Consider the following 19,092-nt stretch of genomic DNA (forward strand, 5'->3'; position numbering starts at 1 on the left):
CTTCTGTTTGAACGGAGAGTTTGCCGCGCGCGGCAAACTCGGAAGTGAGTTAGGCCGGATCGCCGCCGGGAGCAGCCTTCCAGCGCACCCTGCGCGCAGCGCAGGGCGAGGCACCAGCGGGACTGCACCGCGCACCGCCTGCCGCGACGCACCCGGAATGCGGGCGCCCTGGATTCCCGCCTTCGCGGGGATGACGGAAACCGCGAGCCCCACTGATTTCCTTGCGTCTGATCAATGTCAAGTGCCGCCCGCCTCCGGGGCCGCATGATTTCCGGACATGAAAGTCATCCCCATCACTCCCGTCCCGGCCGGCGAGGAAGGCGCCGTCCAGGGCTTGTACGCGTCCGAGAAGAAGGTGTACCCGCGGTCGGTCACCGGCGTCTTCGCCCAGTGGCGCTGGGCCTTCGTGTGGCTGACGCAGCTGGTGTTCTACGGGCTGCCCTGGCTGCAGTGGGGCGAGCGGCAGGCGGTGCTGTTCGACCTGGCGGCCCGCCGCTTCTACATCTTCGGCTACGTCCTCTATCCGCAGGACTTCATCTACCTCACGGGCCTGCTGGTGATCAGCGCCCTGTCGCTGTTCCTCTTCACCGCGGTGGCCGGCCGGCTGTGGTGCGGCTTCGCCTGTCCGCAGACGGTGTACACGGAGATGTTCCTCTGGATCGAGCGCAAGGTGGAGGGCGACCGCCCGCAGCGCATGAAGCTGGATGCGGCGCCGCTGTCCGCGCGCAAGCTGGGCAAGAAGTCGCTCAAGCATTTCCTGTGGATCACGCTGGCCCTGTGGACGGGGTTCACGTTCGTCGGCTACTTCACCCCCGTCCACACGCTGTGGGCCGAGTCCTTCACGCTGTCGTTCGGCCCGTGGGAATGGTTCTGGGTGCTGTTCTACGGGTTCGCCACGTACGGCAACGCCGGCTTCATGCGCGAGCAGGTCTGCAAGTACATGTGCCCCTATGCGCGATTCCAGAGCGCGATGTTCGACAAGGACACCCTGATCGTCAGCTACGACACGGCGCGCGGCGACCCGCGCGGCACCCGCGGCCGGAAGGACGACCGGGCGGCCAAGGGGCTGGGCGACTGCATCGACTGCGGCTTGTGCGTGCAGGTCTGCCCCACCGGCATCGACATCCGCAACGGCCTGCAGTACGAATGCATCGGCTGCGCCGGCTGCGTGGACGTCTGCGACACGGTGATGGACAAGATGCACTACCCGCGCGGGCTGATCCGTTTCACGACGCAGCAGGCGCTGGCCACCGGCGGCAAGCGGCAGGACATCGTGCGCCGCGTGCTGCGGCCCCGCGTGCTGGTCTACACGGCGATCCTGCTGGGCCTCACGGCCGCGATGATGGCGACGCTGGCCATGCGCACGCCGCTGAAGGTGGACGTGGTGCGCGACCGCGCCGCGCTGTCGCGGATCGTCGCCGGCGGCAGGCTGGAGAACGTGTACCGCCTGCAGGTGATGAACGCCACCGAGCAGCCTCAGCGCTACCGCCTCTCCGCCGCCGGCCTGGAAGGGCTGTCGCTGGCTTCCGAGCCCGAGTTCGAGGTCGGTCCCGCCGGGTCGCGCTGGGTGCCGGTGCGGCTGCAGATCCCGTATGGCTCGGCGCCCGCCGGCTCGCACGCCATCCATTTCGACATCGCCACCGTCGGCGGCGACGCGCACGTGCGCGAGAAGTCGGTCTTCCTCGTGCCCCGCTGAACCCGAAGGACAGAACATGAACCCCAACGCCCCCCCATCCGGCGCAACCCCCGCTCCCTGGTGGAAGCACGGCCTCGTCTGGATGGTCATCGCCGGTCCCGCCTTCGTGGTGGTGGCCGGCATCGCCACGCTCGTCATCGCCGTGCGGCAGCCGGATCCGGTCGTCACGCCCGACTACTACCGCCGCGGGATCGAAATCAACAAGGCACTGGCCGCGCGCGACAAGGCCGCCTTGCCCGCGATGCAGGGCCGCAACCACGCGGCCACGCCGACGGCTCCCTGAGCCCCGGCAATGACAACCACGGAGGAGACGAGACGATGGCCAACCGCCTGATGTGGATCGTGTGGCCCGCCTTCCTGGCGGCCTGCGCGCTGGAACTGCTGGTGTTCGCCGTCGTCGACCCACTGGAGCTGCAATGGTCCGGCCACGCGCTCGGCTGGACGCGGCAGGCCGTGTATGCCTTTGGCTTCTTTACATTCTGGCTGGTCACGCTGGCGGCCTGCGGGCTCACCACGCTGCTGCGCATGTCGCCGGCGGAAGTGAACCGCTGCCCCTTCGATCCCGCACAGCGTCCGTCCGGCTGCCCGGGCAACGAAAGCGCCCCGCTTTCGTGAGGCGGGGGCAGCGCGCCGTGCAACGCGGCGCGCTTTACACGGCTCTGCGGTAGGCAGCGTCCTACTCGCGAATGCGGGCGATACCGTCGAACCCGCTGAACTTACAAACCCAACATCCCGTTCGAGTTTGAAACATACACGCTGAAACAAGCGCAGGCGAAAAGGGGCTGCACCTGCCCCGAAACGCACCAAATCGCCATGGACCCCATAGGCGAATCGCGCAGCAGCCGTGGATGTAAACAAGCGTGCAAGCCGACCGTAACCGCGGTTACGTCCGGCGCGAAGCAGTAACAGCCGGGCAGGGCCCGGATCGAACAGGGAGGCACGTCGTGGACAAGCGCATCGTCGGGATCGTGTGCGGCACCCGGCCGGAGATCATCAAGCTCGCACCGGTCTATCACGCGCTGCGTGGGCAGGAGGAGCTCTGCGTGATCTGGGTGCACACGGGGCAGCACGGGGACATGGCGGCGGACATGCTGCGCTCCTTCGGCATCACGCCGGACGAGCAGCTGTGCCGCAAGGGCACGTCGCTCGAGGAATTCAGCGTGGAGTGCCGTTCGCAGCTCGACGCGCTGATGGCGCGCCAGCGCTGGGACTTCTGCATCGTGCAGGGCGACACCGAGAGCGCCTTCCTCGGCGCGCTCACCGCCTTCTACCGCCGCATCCCCGTGGGCCACGTCGAGGCGGGCCTGCGCACCTACAACCTGGAACGCCCCTTCCCCGAGGAAGGCCTGCGCCAGATGATCAGCCGCATCACCAACATGCACTGGGCGCCGACCGAGCGCGCCCGCGCCGCGCTGCTGCGCGAAGGCATCGAGCCCGAGAAGATCGTGCTGACCGGCAACACCGTCGTCGATGCGCAGCAGTGGATCTGCGACAAGCACGGCATCCGCCGCGAAGGCCCCGCCTCGCAAGGCCACATCCTGGTGACGGCGCACCGCCGCGAGAACTGGGGCGAGGAGATGGCGCAGACCTTCCACGCCGTGGCGGACATCGCCCGCGCCTTCCCGCAGCGCCGCGTGCTGTTCCCGGTGCACCTGAACCCGGTGGTGCAGCGTCCGGCGCACGAGATCCTGGACGGCCTGGACAACGTGAAGCTGGTGGCGCCCCTCGACTACCTCGGCATGCAGCAGGCGCTCGTGAACGCGGTGCTGCTGCTCACGGACTCCGGCGGCCTGCAGGAAGAGGCGCCGACCTTCGGCGTCCCGACGCTCGTGCTGCGGCATGAAACCGAGCGCCCCGAAGCAGTCGAAGCCGGCTGCGCGCGACTCGTGGGACCGAAGCGCGATGCGATCGTCCGCGAAGCCACCCGCCTGCTGCAGGACGAGGCGGCCGCCGATGCGATGCGCAAGGTGTCCAACCCGTTCGGCGACGGGCAGGCCGCCCGTCGCATCGCCGACGAAGTGATGACGCGCCTGGTGGTGCGGGCCGACGCGGCCGCGATCGCCGCCTGAAAGCGCAGGAGAACCCGATGACCCTTCACCTGTTCCGCTGCTCGCTGCTGGGTGCGGCGTGCCTGGCCGGCCTCGCCCATGCGCAGGTCACGCCGCCCCCGCTGCCGCCCGGCTCGCACATGGTCCGGCCCGAGCCGGGCCTCAACGAGGAGGAGCGCAAGCGGCACGTCCGCGCGCACCACCACAAGTTCCACCACAAGAAGGACGTGACGCGCGACGACAGCGTCCACGGCCACGAGAGCCTCGTGCCGACCAGCGGCCCCGCCGGGGCTGCCGCCGGAGGGCAGGGCGGGGGCGCCGCCGCCGCACCCGGCCGCGCGGGCGCCGCGGGGCAGGGCGGTGCGGGCACCGGACCGCAGCGAGAGAAGACCGACCGGGGCGCCAGCTCCTATTTCCACGGCAACGACAAGAAGTGAAGTGAGAACCCAGCCATGAAACTCCTCCAGCGATTCCTGCTTCCGGCGCTTGCCGTCGCCGCCTTCGCGGGCACGCAGCTGCCCGCACAGGCCCAGACGCCCACGCGGACCGCCACCACGGCGAGCACGACGACCACCCCCACGACGACGCCGCCCAAGGCCCTGGTGCTGTACGACACCGCGCCCGGCACCGAGTGGGACAAGATGGGCCTCGCGTACTCCATCATGCTGCGCAACCTGCTGGGGCATTTCGACGCGCAGGTCGACCTGCTCCCGGTGCAGCAGTACACCGCCGGCAAGCTGAACAACTATACGGCCACCTTCTACCTTGGCGCCCTGTACGACACGCCGATCCCGGCCGCCTTCCTCGCCGACGCGAACACCACCACCAAGACGGTGGTCTGGTTCAAGTACAACCTGTGGCAGCTCGCCTGGAACCAGGCCTACAACTTCACCGCCGCCAAGGGCATCCAGCTCAATGGCCTGCGCGGCCTGAACGCGGCGCCCACGTCCACGAACCCCGAGCCCGGCTTCTTCAACACGGTGAAGTACAAGGGACTGGACTTCGTCAAGTACTACACCTACGACAGCGTCCGCAACGTCGTCAGCGCGGACCCGGACATGCTCGAGGTCGCGATCACCGACCCGGTCAAGGCGCAGGTCGTCGTCCCGGTGGCCAACCCGAAGGCGAACCAGACGGCGCCCTACGTCACGCGCTCGGGCAACTTCTGGTACGTGGCCGACCTGCCTTTCAGCTTCATCGGGCCGCGCGACCGCTACCTGGTCTTCAGCGACCTGCTGCACGACATCCTCGGCGTGCAGCACGCCGAAAGCCACAAGGCGCTGATCCGCCTGGAGGACGTCGGCGCGCTGGTGTCGGTGGACGCGATGAAGAAGCTCAGCGACTACATGAAGTCGCGCAACGTGCCCTTCTCGGTGGCGGTGATCCCGCGCTACGTCGACGGCCTCGGCGCGTACAACGGCGGCGTGCGGCAGGAGATCCACCTGTCGCAGGCGACCAACCTGCGCTCCTCTCTCGAATATGCCCGTGCCCGCGGCGCCGAGATGGTGATGCACGGCTTCACCCACCAGTACGGCACGATGAAGAACCCGCACACCGGCGTGAGCGGCGACGACTACGAGTTCTGGAACATCGTGGCCAACCAGCCCTTCCCGGAGGACTCGCCCTCCTGGGTGCTCGGCCGCCTGAACCAGGGCCTGACCGACATGAAGGCGCACGGCCTGAACCCCATCGCCTGGGAAGCGCCGCACTACCACACGTCCGCCATCGCGGCGAGGACGGCGCCGCAGCTGTTCAGCACCACCTACCAGCGCGTCGTGTACTACACCGCGGACAAGCCGGTGTTCTTCGGCACCAACAAGGACTTCAGCGTCGGCCAGTTCTACCCGTACGTGATCGGCAAGGACTACTACGGCCAGTACGTGCTGCCGGAGAACCTGGGCAACATCGAGTACGACATCAGCGAGATCGACCCGACCTCCAACTACAACTACACGGCGGACGACCTGCTGCTGAACGCGAAGTACGCCAAGACGGTGCGGGATGGCTTCGCCTCCTTCTTCTTCCACCCCTTCTGGCTCGAACCCAACCTCGGAACGCCCGGCTTCGAGGACTTCAAGAAAACGATCGAGGGGATCAGCGCGCTGGGCTTCACCTGGGTCGCTCCCGGCACGCTGCGCCGCTGAAGCCGCCCCGACATCCACATAACGAGGTACCAACATGAAACTTGCCCGTGTCCTGCCCGCCGCCGCGCTGGCGGCCCTGAGCCTGGTCCCGCTGTGGGGAACGGCGCAACAGGCGTCCCAGCCGCCGCTGCGCCCCGCCCAGCAGATGACCCCGCCCGCCGTGCCGCCGCAGACCTCGGTCTTCCGGCCCGTGGACCCCAACGCACCCGGCGCGCCGGCCGCGGCCGCCGAGGCCAACGCCGGCGTCTGGGTCCCGCGCACCATCACGTTCGCGGAACTGGGGTTCACCGAGCCGGTGGTGCTCGGCTACCCGGACACGATCAAGGAGATCTACCTGCCGGTGCCCCCGGGCGTGAACCTCTCCGGCGGTTCGCTGCAGCTCGATGCGAGCTACGTGCGCGCCGACGGCGGCCGCACGACGCTGGTGTACGCGATCGACGGCGCCCCGGTGCAGGCCATGGGCATGACCGCCGACCGCGGCGACGCCAGCGTCACCGTTCCCGTCGACGGCAAGCCGCGCCCGAGCGGCTTCGTCCGCCTGAACATCGACTGGCGCACCGCCGTCGCCCGCGAGAACACCTGCGCCGACGCCCGCACGCCCGGCAACATCCTGCGGATCGAGCCCACCAGCAAGTTCGTGTTCCGCTACGACGGTTCCGCCATCCAGGACCTGACCACGGCCTGGGGCGCGCTGCCGCCGATGCCGAACGTGCAGATCGCGTCCAGCAACCTGCAGTCGCAGGTGTACGACACTGCGTGGCGCGTGGGCGTGGCGCTGGAGCGCGCCGGCAAGCGGCCCCGCTTCCGCACCGCCGACGGCAGCGGCGCCCCGGCGGCCGCTCAGCCCGGCATGGCAGCCCCCGTGGCCGGCGGCTCCACCGAGCCCGACATCGTGATCGGCGGCCAGGCGGGCCCGAAGGAGATCCGCATCGCCAGCATGAACGGCCGCCCGGTGATCATGGTCGGCGCGGAGGCGGGGGCACAGGCCGCCGGCCTCTTCAGCCAGATCTGGTCGCAGGTCGCCGCAGGCTCCGCGCTGACCGTGAGCGCGATCGATGCGCCCAAGAGCGACTCCAACGCGGTGTCGCTGCAATACCTGGGCGCCAAGCCCGCCAGCTTCGACGTGCTGGCGCACGCGGACTGGAACGCCAGCTTCGACATCGGCGCCGTCGCCGCCGACGGCAAGGGTCCCGGCACGCTGGTGATCGACGTCGCCGCCTCGCCGAGCGCCGCCCGCACGCCCCCGGTCGTCTCGGTCTTCATGAACGACGTGCTGCTGGGCGCCAAGGAGATGGAAGCCAACGGCAAGCGCGAGCGCATCGTCGCGCCGGTGCCGCGGTATGCGCTGCAGACTCGCAACGTGATCCGCGTGTCCTTCGTGCGCCAGCTGGCCTCCGACCGCTGCCGCGAGACGCCCGAGGCGTACCCCGTGAGCGTGCTGGCCTCCAGCCACATGCTGCTGGACAAGATCGAGCCGCGCGGCGACTTCACCGGCCTGATGTCCAAGTTCGCCAACGGCGGGACGCTGCTGGTCCCGCAGTCGCACCTGGCCGACGCCGCCAACACGCTGCCGCGCGTGGTGCGCCTGGCCGCCAGCACCGGCCTGTCGCCGGTCAAGGCGAAGTTCCAGCCGACCTCCGGCAACACCGCCAAGGTGGAGGGCCCGTACCTCGCGATCGACGTCATGCCCGAGGGCGTGGCCGAGGGCGTGAAGCCGGAGCAGGACCGCCTGTTCCTGGCCGGCACCAAGGACCGCCCGCTGCTGGACGTCCGCGGCCTCAACCGGGTCGGCATCATCGAGGTGCACGGCACCGGCGACAACGTGGGCGCCGTCTACCGCACGCTCGGCAACACGCCGCCGTCCATGGAGAAGCCGATCCAGCTGTCCGGCGGCAACCTGGCCATCATGGGCAACAACGGCCTGCGCACGGAGGTCAACACGCACGACCCGTCGGGGCAGGGCGCGATGCGCGAGGCGCAGCCCGGCCTGTTCGAGCGCGGCTACTGGTGGCTGCTGCCGCTGGTGATCCTGGCGCTATTCATCGGCCTGCTGGTCTTCGCCTCCCGCATGCGCCGCCGCAAGGCCATGGCCGGGGACCGTTGAGTTGACGTGTTGCAGCAGTAGGCAACGAGGAGAGAAGCCATGAACTGGGACCTGATGATCGCGGAGTACAACTCCGGCCTCGAAGTGCTCGCCGCGATCCTGACGCTGGTCATCTTCGTCTCCTCGCTCGACGACCTGTTCATCGACCTCTGGTACTGGGTGCGGCGGATCTTCCGCCGGGCCCGGCTCGAGCGCACCCCGCAGTACCGCCGCCTCACCGTGGAACAGCTGCGCGACCGCGAGGAACAGCCGCTGGCGATCATGGTGCCGGCCTGGCAGGAAAGCGACGTGATCGCCGCCATGGTGCAGAACATGGTGGAGGTGCTGGAGTACCGCAACTACCGCGTGTTCGTCGGCACCTATCCCAACGACCAGCCCACCATCGACGAGGTGGAGCGCATGGTCAAGCGTTATCCGCAGCTGCAGCGGGTGCAGGTGCCGCATCCCGGCCCGACCAGCAAGGCCGACTGCCTGAACGCGGTGGTCGCCGCGATCTTCGAACACGAGCGCGAGCACGGCGTCGAGTTCGCGGGCGTGGCGCTGCACGACAGCGAGGACGTGCTCCATCCACTGGAGCTGAAGTTCTTCAACTACCTGCTGCCGCGCAAGGACATGATCCAGTTGCCGGTGGCGTCGCTGGAGCGCGAGTGGTACGAACTCGTCGCCGGCACCTACATGGACGAGTTCGCCGAGAGCCACGCCAAGGAGATGGTGGTGCGCGAGAGCGTCTCCGGCATGGTGCCGTCGGCCGGCGTGGGAACCTGCTTCTCGCGCAAGGCGCTGCTGGCGCTGATCGGCTCCACCCGCAACAAGCCCTTCAACATCGACAGCCTGACCGAGGACTACGACGTGGGCATGCGCCTGGCGCAGCTGAACATGACGTCGATCTTCGGCGTGTTCCCGGTCACCTTCCACATCAGCCGCACGTCCTGGGGCAGCAAGAAGCGCCGCGAGCTGCTGATGCAGATGCCTCTGTGCGTCCGCGAGTACTTCCCCGACAATTTCCGCGCGGCCTACCGGCAGAAGGCGCGCTGGGTGCTCGGCATCGGCCTGCAGAGCTGGGAGCAGATCAAGTGGCGCGGCCAGTCGCTGGCGGCGCGCTACCTGCTGCTGCACGACCGCAAGGGCGTGGTCACCTCGTTCGTCAGCATCCTGGCGTACATCCTGGTGGCGCACTTCATCCTGTTCCACGTCGGGCTTGCGACGGGCTGGTGGCACGCGTACTACCCGTCGCTGTTCCAGGAAGGCAGCATCTGGCGCGCGATGATCTACGTCAACGCCTTCTTCCTCGCGATCCGCGCGGCGCACCGGGTGTACTTCACTTCCGCGCTGTACGGCTGGGAGCACGGCGTGATGTCGCTGCCGCGCATGGTGGTCGGCAACTTCGTCAACTGCATGGCCGTGGCACGCGCCTGGAAGATGTACCTGGGCTACCTGTTCAAGGGCAACCGCCTGGCCTGGGACAAGACCGCGCACGAGTTCCCGAGCAGCACCCAGCTGGCGCGCCGCCGCCAGCGCCTGGGCGAGCTGCTGCAGTCGTGGAATGCGGTGGAGCCCGGCGCGCTGGAACGTGCGCTGGAGAAGCAGCAAAGCGGCGGCGTCCCGCTCGGCCGCGTGCTGGTGTCCAACGGCTGGCTGGACGAGGAGACGCTGGCCGAGGCCATCGCCTACCAGGCCGACCTGCCGCGTGCGCACCTGTCGGCCGAACTGGTGCGGCAGCATGCGGCCGACATGCCGCTGGAGCTGGCCGTGCGCCATCGCGCCGTGCACATGGGCCGCAACAAGAACGGCCGGCCGATCCTCGCGGTGACCAGCCCGCTGTCGGAAATGGCGCTGGCCGACATCACGCAGGCCATCGGCCAGGAGCCGGTGCAGCGCATCGCCCGCGAAGGCGAGCTCGCCGTGGCGCTGCGGCTGCTGCGCGAAACGCAGGGCGAGAAGGCCACCGCCGTGCCCAGCGGCCCGCTGCTGGGCGACATGCTGATCGAGCGCGGCCTGCTGCGCAAGGACGAGTTCGAGCACGCGATGCAGGAGTACAAGCCCAACCAGCATGGCCGCATCGGCGACTACCTCGTGGAGCGCGGCGTCATCGCGCGCGAGATGCTCGAGCAGGTCGTGCAGGAGCAGCGCAGCTTCTTCGCCCGTGCCGCCGCGCAGCCCGAACAACAGCAGAGGGGATTCTTCGGCAAGCCGTCCGCCCAACCCACCTAGGGGTCACGATGAAACAACAACAACGAAAGGCGCTGGCCCTCGCCGCCGTGCTGGCGCTTTCTTCCCTGGCAGCCGCGGCCCAGGCACCGGCGCGCCCGGCCGCACGGGGCGCGCAAGCCGCCCATGCGGCGGCCGACGCCGGCTACAAGGCGTACGCCCGGCGCGACTACGCCGCCGCGATGGCCGCTGCGCAGCGGGCGGTGCAGCTGGCCCCGGCGCGGCGCGACTACTGGCTGCTGCTGGCGCAGTCGCAACTGGCGCTGGGCCGGGCCGACGAGGCCGAGCAATCCCTCAACCGGGCCGCGCAGGCGAGTGGTGACGACGCCGCCCTGGCGCGCGCACGCGCCGACTGGTCCCGCTCGCGCGCCCTGGTGGCCGGCGAGGCCATGTACAAGGCGCTGCAGGCCGGCGACGTGCGCGGCGCGATCACGCAAGGCACCGAGGCCGTGCGGCTGGCGCCGGAGAACGCGGCCTTCCGGCTGGTGCTGGTGCACGCGCTCCTGCGCGACAACCGGCATGCCGACGCCGAGCGCGTCGCCACCGAAACCATCGCGCTGCTGCCGGACAGCGCGGCGCCCCTGGCGCTGCGTGCGTATGCGCGGCAGGGACTGAACCGCCCCTCCGACGCCGCGGCGGACCTGGAGCGCGCCCTGCAGCAGCGCGGCGTGCAGCCGGCCCACCAGCGGCAGTTGCGCCTGCTGGCCGCGGACCTGGCGCTGGCGCAAGGCAACGCCCAGCGGGCGGCGGACCTGCTGGCCGCATTCCCCGCCGACGATGCCGAAGCGGCGTCGCGCCGCGAGCTGGCCCGCCAGCGCATCGCCGGCACCGCGCCGGCGTACGCCTTGCGCGCGCCCGGCATCGACTGCAGCAACGTGGAGGCTTCGCAGACCTGCATCCTGCTGGCGGCGGCCGTGCCGCCGCAACCCGGCTTCGCCAATGCGACGGCCGCCTACCGCGCCCTCGAGGAGCGCGACGTCCAGCGAGCGCTCGCGCAGGCGCGCCTGGCGACGCAGGCGTCTCCCGGCCAGCGCGACTGGCACCTGATGCACATGAACGCGGCCCTGGCCGCCGGCGAGCAGGCCGAGGCGGAGCGCGCGGCGACCGCGGCCCTGGCGCTCGGCGCGGACCCGGTGGTGCTGGCGCAGCGCTCTTCGATCCGGCGCGGCCTCGGCGACGTGGCGGGCGCCAATGCGGACGCCGAAGCGGCCCTGCAGTCGGGCGCGCTGCCGCCCCAGCGCGAAGCCGCACTGCTGGCGGAACTGGGCCGCACGCGCGAAGCCCGCGCCCGGCTGGCGACCTTGCCGCCGACCGCGCAGACGCCCGCGGCCAACCTGGACATGGCGTACCTTTCCACGCGCGTCGGCGACGACAAGGCGGCCCGCGAGGCCTTCGCCAGGGCCGACGCCGCCGGCGGCCTGCCGCCGACGTCGCTGCTGGATGCCGGTTATGCCGCGATGCGCAGCCACCAGGACGGCGAGGCCGTTGCGTACTTCAAACGCGCGATCGACGCCGTGAACGGCCTGCAGCTGAAGATGGAGCCGCAGATGGTGTACGACACCCGCCGCACCATCGCCGACGTGTCGCGCAAGTGGGGCGTGCTGGCCTCGATCACGATGCGCAACGGCAGCGGCGTGCAGCCGGGCTTCGGCCAGGTCGGCGGAGGCGGTGGCCGGCGCACGTGGCAGGCCGGCGCCGAGGCCTACTACCGGCCCTGGGGCTTCCGCAATGGCCAGTTCGTCGAGCTGTTCGCGCGCGGCTTCGCCACGCTGGACGACCAGGCCGGCGGCAACACCGGCGGCGACAGTTTCCAGGGCGGCGTGGGCGTGCGCTGGAAGCCGCTCACGGCGCAGAACCTCGTGCTGTCCTTCAGCCGCGTGTTCGGCCCGAACGTCAACGACGACTGGCTGGCGCAGATCGGCTATTCGCTGGACTACGGCACCGACCTGCGCGTCGATGCCCGCAGCTGGTGGACGTCGCGCATGTATGCCGAGATCGGCCACTACCTGGAGAACGGCAACACCTACGGCATCGCGCAGGCGATGCTGGGGCGCAGCTATCTCGTGGGCGGCGATGGCCGCACGGTGCTGTTCCCGCACGGCTTCGTCGGCGTGGAGTACAGCTCGAACGACCCGGTGGCGAAGACCTCCGCCGGGATCGGGCCGGGCGTGAGCCTGCGGCGCTGGTTCCGCGAGGACACGTACAACGCGCCGCGGTCGTACTGGGACCTCACGCTGCAGTACCGCGCGCGCCTGTCGGGCGACGACCGCATGCGCGGCCTGTTCCTCAACGGGCTGCTGTCGTACTGACGATGCGGCGCTTCATCGTGGGCCTGGCGGCGGCCGCCATGCTGCTGGCGGGCTGCGCCTCGACGGTGCCGCCCATCGAGGGCGTCGTCTGGCAGATCGACAACGAGCACACCGATCCGCGCGGCGACTGGCAGAAGCTGGGCGTGAAGCACCTGCTGGTCCAGTGGAGCGTGGTGGACGACCTGGCTTTCGTGCCGGGGACCGGGCTGGCGCCGGGCAAGGCGATGCCGGACTGGCCGCGCATCGGCCGCGAGCCCTGGGCGGGCGAGGTGATCCTCGGCCTGGCCGGCCGCTTCGACGAACGCAGCGCGCGCGAGAACATCGACGCCCTGGTGCAATTGTCCGCCCGCGTCGCGAAGACGCCGCCGCCGGTGAACGTCACCGGCTGGTACTTCCCGGTGGAGATCGACCCGACCTGGATGGATGCGGCGCGGCTCGGCCCCTTGCTGCGGCAGCTGCCCAAGCCCCTCTGGATCAGCGTCTACGACAGCGCCAACGTCGGGCCGGAAGAACTGGCGCAGAGCCTGGTCGAGTGGCTGCCGCCGGACGTCGGCGTGTTCTTCCAGGACGGCGTGGGCGTGCATGCGCGCGAACCCTTCGTGGCGCGCCACTACGCGAACGTGCTGGTGCGCCGGCTCGGCCGGGACCGCGTGCGCGTCATCGCCGAAGCCTTCCGGCCGAAGGAGGGCGGGGGCTTCCGTCCGGCCACGCTGGAAGAGTTGAAGCCCCAGCTGGCCACCTACCGTGACTTTCGCATCTACTTGTTCGAGGGGCCGCGCTACGTGCCGCCGGCCCTGGTCGAGGGCCTCGCCGCAGGACAGGAACGGAGGTAGTCTGCGTCCTACAAGCTAAGCGCAGCGATTCCTACCCGACCGTCGCTGCCGAGCTTCTTACAGTGCGTAAGCCCATGAAAAAGTTGCTTACGCCCCGGCGGAACCTGGTCCTCGTCCTGTGCGTGGGGGCGTGGACGGGGTGGGCCGCTGCGCAGTCGCTGGGGGCCCCGGCCGCCGAAGCATGGATCGGCCGCCCGCTGGACATGACGGTGCCGGCGCGTTTCCTGTCGCCGGACGCCGAGTGCGTGCATGCCGACGTGTTCTATGGCGAGAACCGGCTGCGGAGCAGCCAGGTGCGCGCCAGCGTGACCGGAGGCGACGCCAAGCGCATCCGCATCCAGGCCGACGCGCTGATCGACGAGCCGATCGTCACCGTCTCCGTGCGGGCCGGCTGCGGCAGCTCCATCACGCGCAACTACACGCTGCTGCCCGAGTTGCCCAGCGAATCGGTGATCGCCGCCTGGAACCGCCAGGCCGCGGCCGTTGCCGCGGCACCGGCCGCTCCGCTGCGCATGGCGAACAGCGCCGCGCTCGCGACGAGCCCGCGCGTGCGCGCGCCACGGCCGGCCGCGGCGCAGGTGGCGGCCGCCCCCGCTCCGTCCGCGCCCGCACCGCGCTCGCGTGCGGCGGAAGCACCGCGCCAGGAAGCCGCCGCGGGCCCGCGCCTGCGGCTCGAGCCTCTGGAATTCGATCAGCAACCCCTGCTGCGCGTGAGCTCCAACCTCGCGGACCCGGCGGGCAATGCCGCGGGCCGGGCCACGGCCGCCTTGCTGTGGCAGGCGATCAACGCGGATCCGCAGGAGATCCTGCGCACCAGCGCCATGCTGCAGAAGCTGGAGACCGACCTCCTGCAGCTGCGCCGCACCAACGACCAGACGCGCGCCGAAATGGCCGCGCTGCGCAGCCGGCTCGACGAAGCGCAGCCCTGGCATGCATCGCCCGTCGTGGCACAGGTGCTGGCGCTGCTCGTGCTGGCGGCCGCCACGGCCGCCGGCGTGCTGTGGTTCCGCGGCCGGCGCGAGGAAGGCGCGCAGGCTTCCTGGTATGCGCAGGCCGAGCCGGCACCGGCCGAGGCCATGGCCGAAGTGCCTGCGGCGGCGCCGCCTCAGCACGTGCCGGTGCATGCGAGCCGGAGCGCCACGCCCGACGTCCCGACGCCGCCGCCTGCCGCAGTGCCCGCGCGGGGGGGCGCCGGGCCGATCGAGTTCGAAGCCGTCGTGCCCGTGCCGAGGCCCCCGCAGCGCCGTCCCGCGGTCATGCGCGTGGAGACGCTGGCGGCCACCTTCGAGGAAGCCGAGTTCCTCGCCTCCCTCGGCCTGGGCAAGGACGCGATGGACGTGCTGAAGGCCTACCTGCAAGACAGCGCCAGCCCGGCGCCGGTCGCCTTCTTCGAACTGATGCGGCTGTGCGAACAGGCCGGGGAACCGGCCGCGGTGGCGATGGTCCGCCGCCGCTACGAGAAGGCGTTCGGCCTCGAGCCGCCGCCGCTCGAGCGCCTGGCGGGGCCGGCGGGCCTGGAAAGCCTGCCTCGACTCAGCGCCCGTATCACGCAGGCCTGGGGCCGGCCCGAAGTCCTGGACATCCTGGAGGAGGCGCTGTTCCACGTCCCCGAGCCCGAGGGGGCGTTCACGCTGCAGGCGGGACGCGAGCTGATCTCCCTGCACGGCCTCGCGGTGGCGCTGGCCGAGGACGGCGAAGGGGCCCCGGTGGGCCACGAGGCCGATCCGCATCCGCTCGCGCCCTGGGCGCATGCCGACGACACCGCGTCCGCCCTGGCGGCGACGCAAGGCAGCGTCGGCGGGGAAGGCGGCCACCATTTCGCCCTCGACTTCGACCTGGGGACCGCGGCCCCGGAGGCCGCGCCGCAGGCCGAGGGCCCGCGCGCCGCGTTGCCGCTGCCGCCGTCGCGGGCGAACGCTTCGCGCGAGGCCGCGCGGCGGACGCGCGAGCAGGAGGACGCCTTCAGCGAGGCCATGCACGGCGAGCGGGTCCCCGTCAGCCGCTTCTGAAGACCCGAAGGAAGTCGATGGCCTTCGTGCAGCACAGTCCCTCGAGCGCCGACCCCGCCGCCCTGTTGCTCGATGCGGCGGGCACGCGGGGCGCGCGCCCGAGCCGCCCGGCCTGGCTGTACACGGCGGCCCTGCATCCCGCCGACGAGCCGCAGCGCATCGCCGAACTCCACGCGTTCGCCATCCTGGACACCGAGCCGGACGAAGACTTCGACCGCCTGGTGCAGCTGGCCACGGTGCTGTGCGGCACGCCGATGGGTGCGCTGACCCTGGTCGACAGCCAGCGGCAGTGGTACAAGTCGCGCGTCGGCGTGCCCGTGCAGCAGGTCGCCCGCGACAAGTCCTTCTGCGCCCACGCGATCCTCGAGACCGACCGCGTGCTGGAGATCCCGGACGTGTCGCGCCTCGGCTGGGCCGACCCGCAGCCCTGGGGCGCGAAGGGCCCCACGCTCGGCTTCTATGCGGGCGTGCCGCTGCGCACCGGCGACGGCAGCGCGATCGGCACGCTCTGCGTGATGGACCAGGTCCCGCGCCGGCTGACCGACAGCCAGCGCGATGGCCTCGTGAAGCTGGCCAAGGCCGTGTCCAGCCTGCTGAACCTGCGCCGCCAGCTGCGCATCGCCACCGAAACCGACCGGCTGACCGGGCTGCCCAACTGGTTCCACTTCGAGGCGGAGTTCGACCACCGCAAGCCGGCCTGCGGCATGGTCTGCTTCGTGCGCCTGAAGACCATCAACCAGATCAACTCGGCCCACGGCTTCCGCGTGGCCGACGGCCTGATCAAGCAGACGGCGGACCGCCTGCGCGTCTTCGGGGAGGGCGGCGCATTCATCGGGCGCATCAAGCGCGGGCTGTTCATCCTGTTCTTCCCGGATGCCAAACCCGGCGACTTCGCGCGCAGGATCGCCCCCGAACTGGCCGCGAGCCTGGGCCGCCCCTACGAGGTCAACAACCTGGCGCTGGTGTGCCCGGTGAACCTGGGCTTCGCCTCCTTCCCGGACGACGGCCGCAGCCTCGACGAGGTGGTGAACGCCGCGGACACCGCGTTGCAGGTGGCGATCGAACGCGAGGAGCCGATGGCCTTCTTCGACCGTTCGGTGCACAACGTCCAGAGCATGCATTACCGCCTGGAGCCGCAGCTGCGCCGGGCCCTCGCGTGCGACGAGTTCGTCAACTACTACCAGCCGAAGGTGGAGCTCGCCACCGGGCGGATCGTCGGCGTCGAGGCCCTGGTGCGCTGGATGGACCCGAACCGCGGCCTGGTGCCGCCGGGGGAGTTCGTGCCGGCGCTGGAGACCACCGGCCTCATCGGCGAGGTGGCGCAGAAGATCATGGAGCGCGCGATCGCCGACTGGTGCACGTGGCGCGATGCCGGCCTGGCCGCCCCGCGCGTCGCGGTGAACGTGGCCGCGACGCAGTTGCGCAACGACGATTTCGTGCCGTCGCTGCGCCGCGCGCTCGCTGCGCTGCGCGGCGACCCGGTGGCGCTGGGCATCGAAGTCACCGAAAGCATCCTGATCTCCAACATGGAGCGCGCCATCGAGGTGCTGCAGCAGGTGCGGGCACTGGGCGTGCCGGTCGCGATCGACGATTTCGGCACCGGCTATTCCTCGCTGGCATACATCGTCACGCTGCCCATCGACGAACTCAAGATCGACCGGGCCTTCGTCAAGAAGATCACGGCCGACAAGGCCTACGAAGGCATCGTGCGCACCTGCGTGTCGCTCGCGCGCGGGCTGAACCTCAAGGTGGTGGCCGAAGGCGTGGAGACCGAAGCGCAGGCCATCAAGCTGCGCGACCTGCAGTGCGACCAGGCGCAGGGCTTCTTCTACAGCCCGCCGGTCCCGGCGGACCAGCTGGTGCGCATGCTCAAGGCCGGCCCCATGGTGGTGCCGGGGGCGGACACGCCGGCCTGAAGGCGGTGGGCACCGGGTGCCCACCGCCCTTTCAGACCATCTTCACCAGCTCGAACAGCACGGTGGGCGGGAGTTCCACCGTCAGCTGCTCGCGCCCCACCTTGGGTGTTTCGAAGCGGTCGAAGCCGCTCAGGTGGAAGGACGGCAGTTCGCGCGTGATCTCCACGAGCGGGCAGCGGTCCTCGCCCCCCAGCACGCCGCCGCGGAAGGCGGCGACTTCCTCCGCCGGCACGTCGTAGGCCGTCACGAGCACGTTGGGGCGGGTGTCGGCGATCAGCGCCGTGGCTTCGGCGGTGCTGGCCGCGCATTGCGCGGCGATGCCCATCTTGCGCAACGACTCCAGCGCCTCGTGGCGCATGCGTTCGTCGCGCGCGACCACCAGCACCCAGGTTTCGCGCAAGGGCGCGGACGTCCCGTCGTGGCCGTCGGTGAGGTCGAGGCACGACAGGCCGTCGGTGCTCAGGAAGGTCTTGGGGAAGTCGATCGTCAACAAGGCGGCGCCCTGTTCACGCGAGCGGGTCACGTCCAGGCTCGACGACGCGGCGATCTGCCGCAGCATCATCCAGTGCAGGCCGTCGTTCAGGCGGCGTCCCCGCGGGCGCACGGTCCAGCCGACGCCGTTGGGATGCGCGCTGGCCGCGGGCGGCGGCGTGGTCACGCGCACCTTCATCTGCGCGGGGCCGGCGCCGCCGCCGCCCGTGCCCAGCGAGAAGTGGAGCTGCTTGCTGAAGCTCAGGGCCCAGTCCAGGATGCTGTTGACCAGGCTGATGGCGACCGGCGGGTCCAGCAGCACGTCGACCGACTCCAGCTCCGACGTCACGGAGGCGCCCGCCGCCTCGATCTCGGCCGTGCGGTCCTCCAGCACGTGGCGGACCAGTTCCGCCAGGTCGACGCGTTCGCGGGCCTGCCGGATGCGCCCGCTGGCCAGGCGCGTGATCTGCTGCGCGCGCAGGCTGGTGCCGCGCAGCTGGTGCATCGCGTCGCTCAGGGCCTTGGCCTCGGTGCGCCGCAGCCGGCCGGCGCCCACCAGGTAGTTCAGGGCGCGCAGCAGCAGGTTGCTGCTTTCCACCGCCTGCTCGGACAGCGCCGCGACGAGGTTGGGCCACTGCTGCGCCATCGACCACGGCGCGTTCGGGTCGGTCTGGACGAAGCCGCCGGCCCCGTCGGACCACCGCCTGCCCATGGCGGGGCCGTTGCTGGCGGGTGCCGGCGCGGGCTCGACGCGGGGCGCGGCGGCCGGCTCGGTCTGGACGAGCGTGAGTTCGGGGAAGTCGATGGTGTTGCTCATGGAGGGCCTCCGGTCGGGTGTTCGGGTGCGAGCGCCGCCTGGGCGCCCATCTGCGTGCAAAGGTGGGAGCAGTAGTCCACCAGCGCATCGATCTCGGTGGACTTGTCGAAGACGGCGTCCACGCCCAGCTGCGCGCAGCGCTTGCGCACGCCGGCATTGACGTAGTTGCTGAACACGATGATCTTCTGTTCGGGGCGCACCCGCTGCGCGCGCTGCACCAGCCGCATGCCGCTGCCGCCCTTGAGGAACAGGTCCACGATCAGCATGTCCCAGTCCAGGTGCGCGGCCAGCCATTCCAGCGCGCCTTCTTCGGTGCCGGTGCCGCCGACCACCTTCACGCACGTGAGTTCTTCCAGGGCCTCCACGAGGTTCTCCTGGATCTCTGCGTTGTCCTCGACGACGAAAACTGCAAGTTGCACGAGGGCTCAATCGGTAAGGTTCAGTGACAAGGCGTAAGGCACTCTATGCGCGTGGCTAGCGCGACCGCTCGGATGCACACGCGTTTGCATGTAGGAGGGTGCCTACGGCCGCACCCGC

The 19,092-nt window shown here is 70.5% G+C and carries 14 protein-coding genes; 12 read left to right on the forward strand and 2 right to left on the reverse strand.

The genetic code is table 11. The annotated features are described in order from the left end of the window. Nucleotides 1-277 precede the first annotated feature (277 nt). The 12 genes from ccoG to IM787_RS09265 all read left to right on the forward strand — a co-directional run bounded on the left by ccoG (nucleotide 278) and on the right by IM787_RS09265 (nucleotide 17,267). Nucleotides 278-1,696 carry a cytochrome c oxidase accessory protein CcoG gene (gene ccoG, locus IM787_RS09210; RefSeq protein WP_193676387.1) on the forward strand — a complete coding sequence of 473 codons (1,419 nt, stop codon included), beginning with the start codon at nucleotides 278-280 and terminating at the stop codon, nucleotides 1,694-1,696. A 16-nt stretch (nucleotides 1,697-1,712) separates the two neighbouring features. Further along, entirely contained in the window at nucleotides 1,713-1,979 is a 267-nt protein-coding gene (locus tag IM787_RS09215) for a FixH family protein (protein WP_193676388.1), read from the forward strand. 35 nt (nucleotides 1,980-2,014) lie between these two features. Further along, nucleotides 2,015-2,311 (forward strand): hypothetical protein, encoded by a 297-nt coding sequence (locus IM787_RS09220; RefSeq protein ID WP_193676389.1) that lies wholly within the window; start codon nucleotides 2,015-2,017, stop codon nucleotides 2,309-2,311. A 329-nt stretch (nucleotides 2,312-2,640) separates the two neighbouring features. Beyond that, nucleotides 2,641-3,765: a non-hydrolyzing UDP-N-acetylglucosamine 2-epimerase gene (gene wecB, locus IM787_RS09225; RefSeq protein WP_193676390.1), complete on the forward strand. Its 1,125-nt coding sequence runs from the start codon at nucleotides 2,641-2,643 to the stop codon at nucleotides 3,763-3,765. A gap of 17 nt (nucleotides 3,766-3,782) precedes the next feature. Continuing rightward, nucleotides 3,783-4,181, forward strand: a complete 399-nt coding sequence (locus tag IM787_RS09230; protein WP_193676391.1) for a hypothetical protein — start codon at nucleotides 3,783-3,785, stop codon at nucleotides 4,179-4,181. A gap of 15 nt (nucleotides 4,182-4,196) precedes the next feature. After that, nucleotides 4,197-5,888, forward strand: a complete 1,692-nt coding sequence (locus IM787_RS09235; RefSeq protein ID WP_193676392.1) for a DUF2334 domain-containing protein — start codon at nucleotides 4,197-4,199, stop codon at nucleotides 5,886-5,888. 34 nt (nucleotides 5,889-5,922) lie between these two features. Then, nucleotides 5,923-7,992: a cellulose biosynthesis cyclic di-GMP-binding regulatory protein BcsB gene (locus tag IM787_RS09240; protein WP_193676393.1), complete on the forward strand. Its 2,070-nt coding sequence runs from the start codon at nucleotides 5,923-5,925 to the stop codon at nucleotides 7,990-7,992. Nucleotides 7,993-8,031: 39 nt separating this feature from the next. Then, nucleotides 8,032-10,203 carry a glycosyl transferase family protein gene (locus tag IM787_RS09245; RefSeq protein ID WP_193676394.1) on the forward strand — a complete coding sequence of 724 codons (2,172 nt, stop codon included), beginning with the start codon at nucleotides 8,032-8,034 and terminating at the stop codon, nucleotides 10,201-10,203. An 8-nt stretch (nucleotides 10,204-10,211) separates the two neighbouring features. Continuing rightward, complete coding sequence (locus tag IM787_RS09250) at nucleotides 10,212-12,509, forward strand: NfrA family protein (protein ID WP_193676395.1); 2,298 nt, start codon at nucleotides 10,212-10,214, stop codon at nucleotides 12,507-12,509. A 2-nt stretch (nucleotides 12,510-12,511) separates the two neighbouring features. Beyond that, entirely contained in the window at nucleotides 12,512-13,342 is an 831-nt protein-coding gene (locus IM787_RS09255) for an alpha-amylase family protein (protein ID WP_227494248.1), read from the forward strand. A gap of 74 nt (nucleotides 13,343-13,416) precedes the next feature. After that, nucleotides 13,417-15,351 (forward strand): hypothetical protein, encoded by a 1,935-nt coding sequence (locus IM787_RS09260; protein ID WP_193676396.1) that lies wholly within the window; start codon nucleotides 13,417-13,419, stop codon nucleotides 15,349-15,351. A gap of 17 nt (nucleotides 15,352-15,368) precedes the next feature. Next, the gene (locus IM787_RS09265; protein WP_193676397.1) at nucleotides 15,369-17,267 is read left to right on the forward strand and encodes a putative bifunctional diguanylate cyclase/phosphodiesterase; all 1,899 of its coding nucleotides are present in this window, start codon (nucleotides 15,369-15,371) and stop codon (nucleotides 17,265-17,267) included. A 31-nt stretch (nucleotides 17,268-17,298) separates the two neighbouring features. Here the strand turns inward: IM787_RS09265 and IM787_RS09270 are convergent, their stop codons facing one another. Both IM787_RS09270 and IM787_RS09275 read right to left on the reverse strand, forming a co-directional pair. Next, on the reverse strand, nucleotides 17,299-18,555 hold the full coding sequence (locus tag IM787_RS09270) for a histidine kinase (RefSeq protein ID WP_193676398.1): 1,257 nt from the start codon (nucleotides 18,553-18,555) through the stop codon (nucleotides 17,299-17,301). Further along, complete coding sequence (locus IM787_RS09275) at nucleotides 18,552-18,974, reverse strand: response regulator (protein WP_193676399.1); 423 nt, start codon at nucleotides 18,972-18,974, stop codon at nucleotides 18,552-18,554. The genes IM787_RS09270 and IM787_RS09275 overlap by 4 nt, the downstream gene beginning before the upstream one ends. Nucleotides 18,975-19,092 lie beyond the last annotated feature (118 nt).

The organism is Ramlibacter pallidus (assembly GCF_015070875.1).
Classification (GTDB): domain Bacteria; phylum Pseudomonadota; class Gammaproteobacteria; order Burkholderiales; family Burkholderiaceae_C; genus Ramlibacter; species Ramlibacter pallidus.

What these genes read in the sequence shown, in the direction of transcription:
- ccoG (WP_193676387.1), top strand. Translation starts at nt 278, where the DNA reads ATGAAAGTCATCCCCATCACTCCCGTCCCGGCCGGCGAGGAAGGCGCC.
- IM787_RS09215 (WP_193676388.1), top strand. Translation starts at nt 1,713, where the DNA reads ATGAACCCCAACGCCCCCCCATCCGGCGCAACCCCCGCTCCCTGGTGG.
- IM787_RS09220 (WP_193676389.1), top strand. Translation starts at nt 2,015, where the DNA reads ATGGCCAACCGCCTGATGTGGATCGTGTGGCCCGCCTTCCTGGCGGCC.
- IM787_RS09230 (WP_193676391.1), top strand. Translation starts at nt 3,783, where the DNA reads ATGACCCTTCACCTGTTCCGCTGCTCGCTGCTGGGTGCGGCGTGCCTG.
- IM787_RS09235 (WP_193676392.1), top strand. Translation starts at nt 4,197, where the DNA reads ATGAAACTCCTCCAGCGATTCCTGCTTCCGGCGCTTGCCGTCGCCGCC.
- IM787_RS09240 (WP_193676393.1), top strand. Translation starts at nt 5,923, where the DNA reads ATGAAACTTGCCCGTGTCCTGCCCGCCGCCGCGCTGGCGGCCCTGAGC.
- IM787_RS09245 (WP_193676394.1), top strand. Translation starts at nt 8,032, where the DNA reads ATGAACTGGGACCTGATGATCGCGGAGTACAACTCCGGCCTCGAAGTG.
- IM787_RS09250 (WP_193676395.1), top strand. Translation starts at nt 10,212, where the DNA reads ATGAAACAACAACAACGAAAGGCGCTGGCCCTCGCCGCCGTGCTGGCG.
- IM787_RS09255 (WP_227494248.1), top strand. Translation starts at nt 12,512, where the DNA reads ATGCGGCGCTTCATCGTGGGCCTGGCGGCGGCCGCCATGCTGCTGGCG.
- IM787_RS09260 (WP_193676396.1), top strand. Translation starts at nt 13,417, where the DNA reads ATGAAAAAGTTGCTTACGCCCCGGCGGAACCTGGTCCTCGTCCTGTGC.
- IM787_RS09265 (WP_193676397.1), top strand. Translation starts at nt 15,369, where the DNA reads ATGGCCTTCGTGCAGCACAGTCCCTCGAGCGCCGACCCCGCCGCCCTG.
- IM787_RS09270 (WP_193676398.1), bottom strand. Translation starts at nt 18,555, where the DNA reads ATGAGCAACACCATCGACTTCCCCGAACTCACGCTCGTCCAGACCGAG.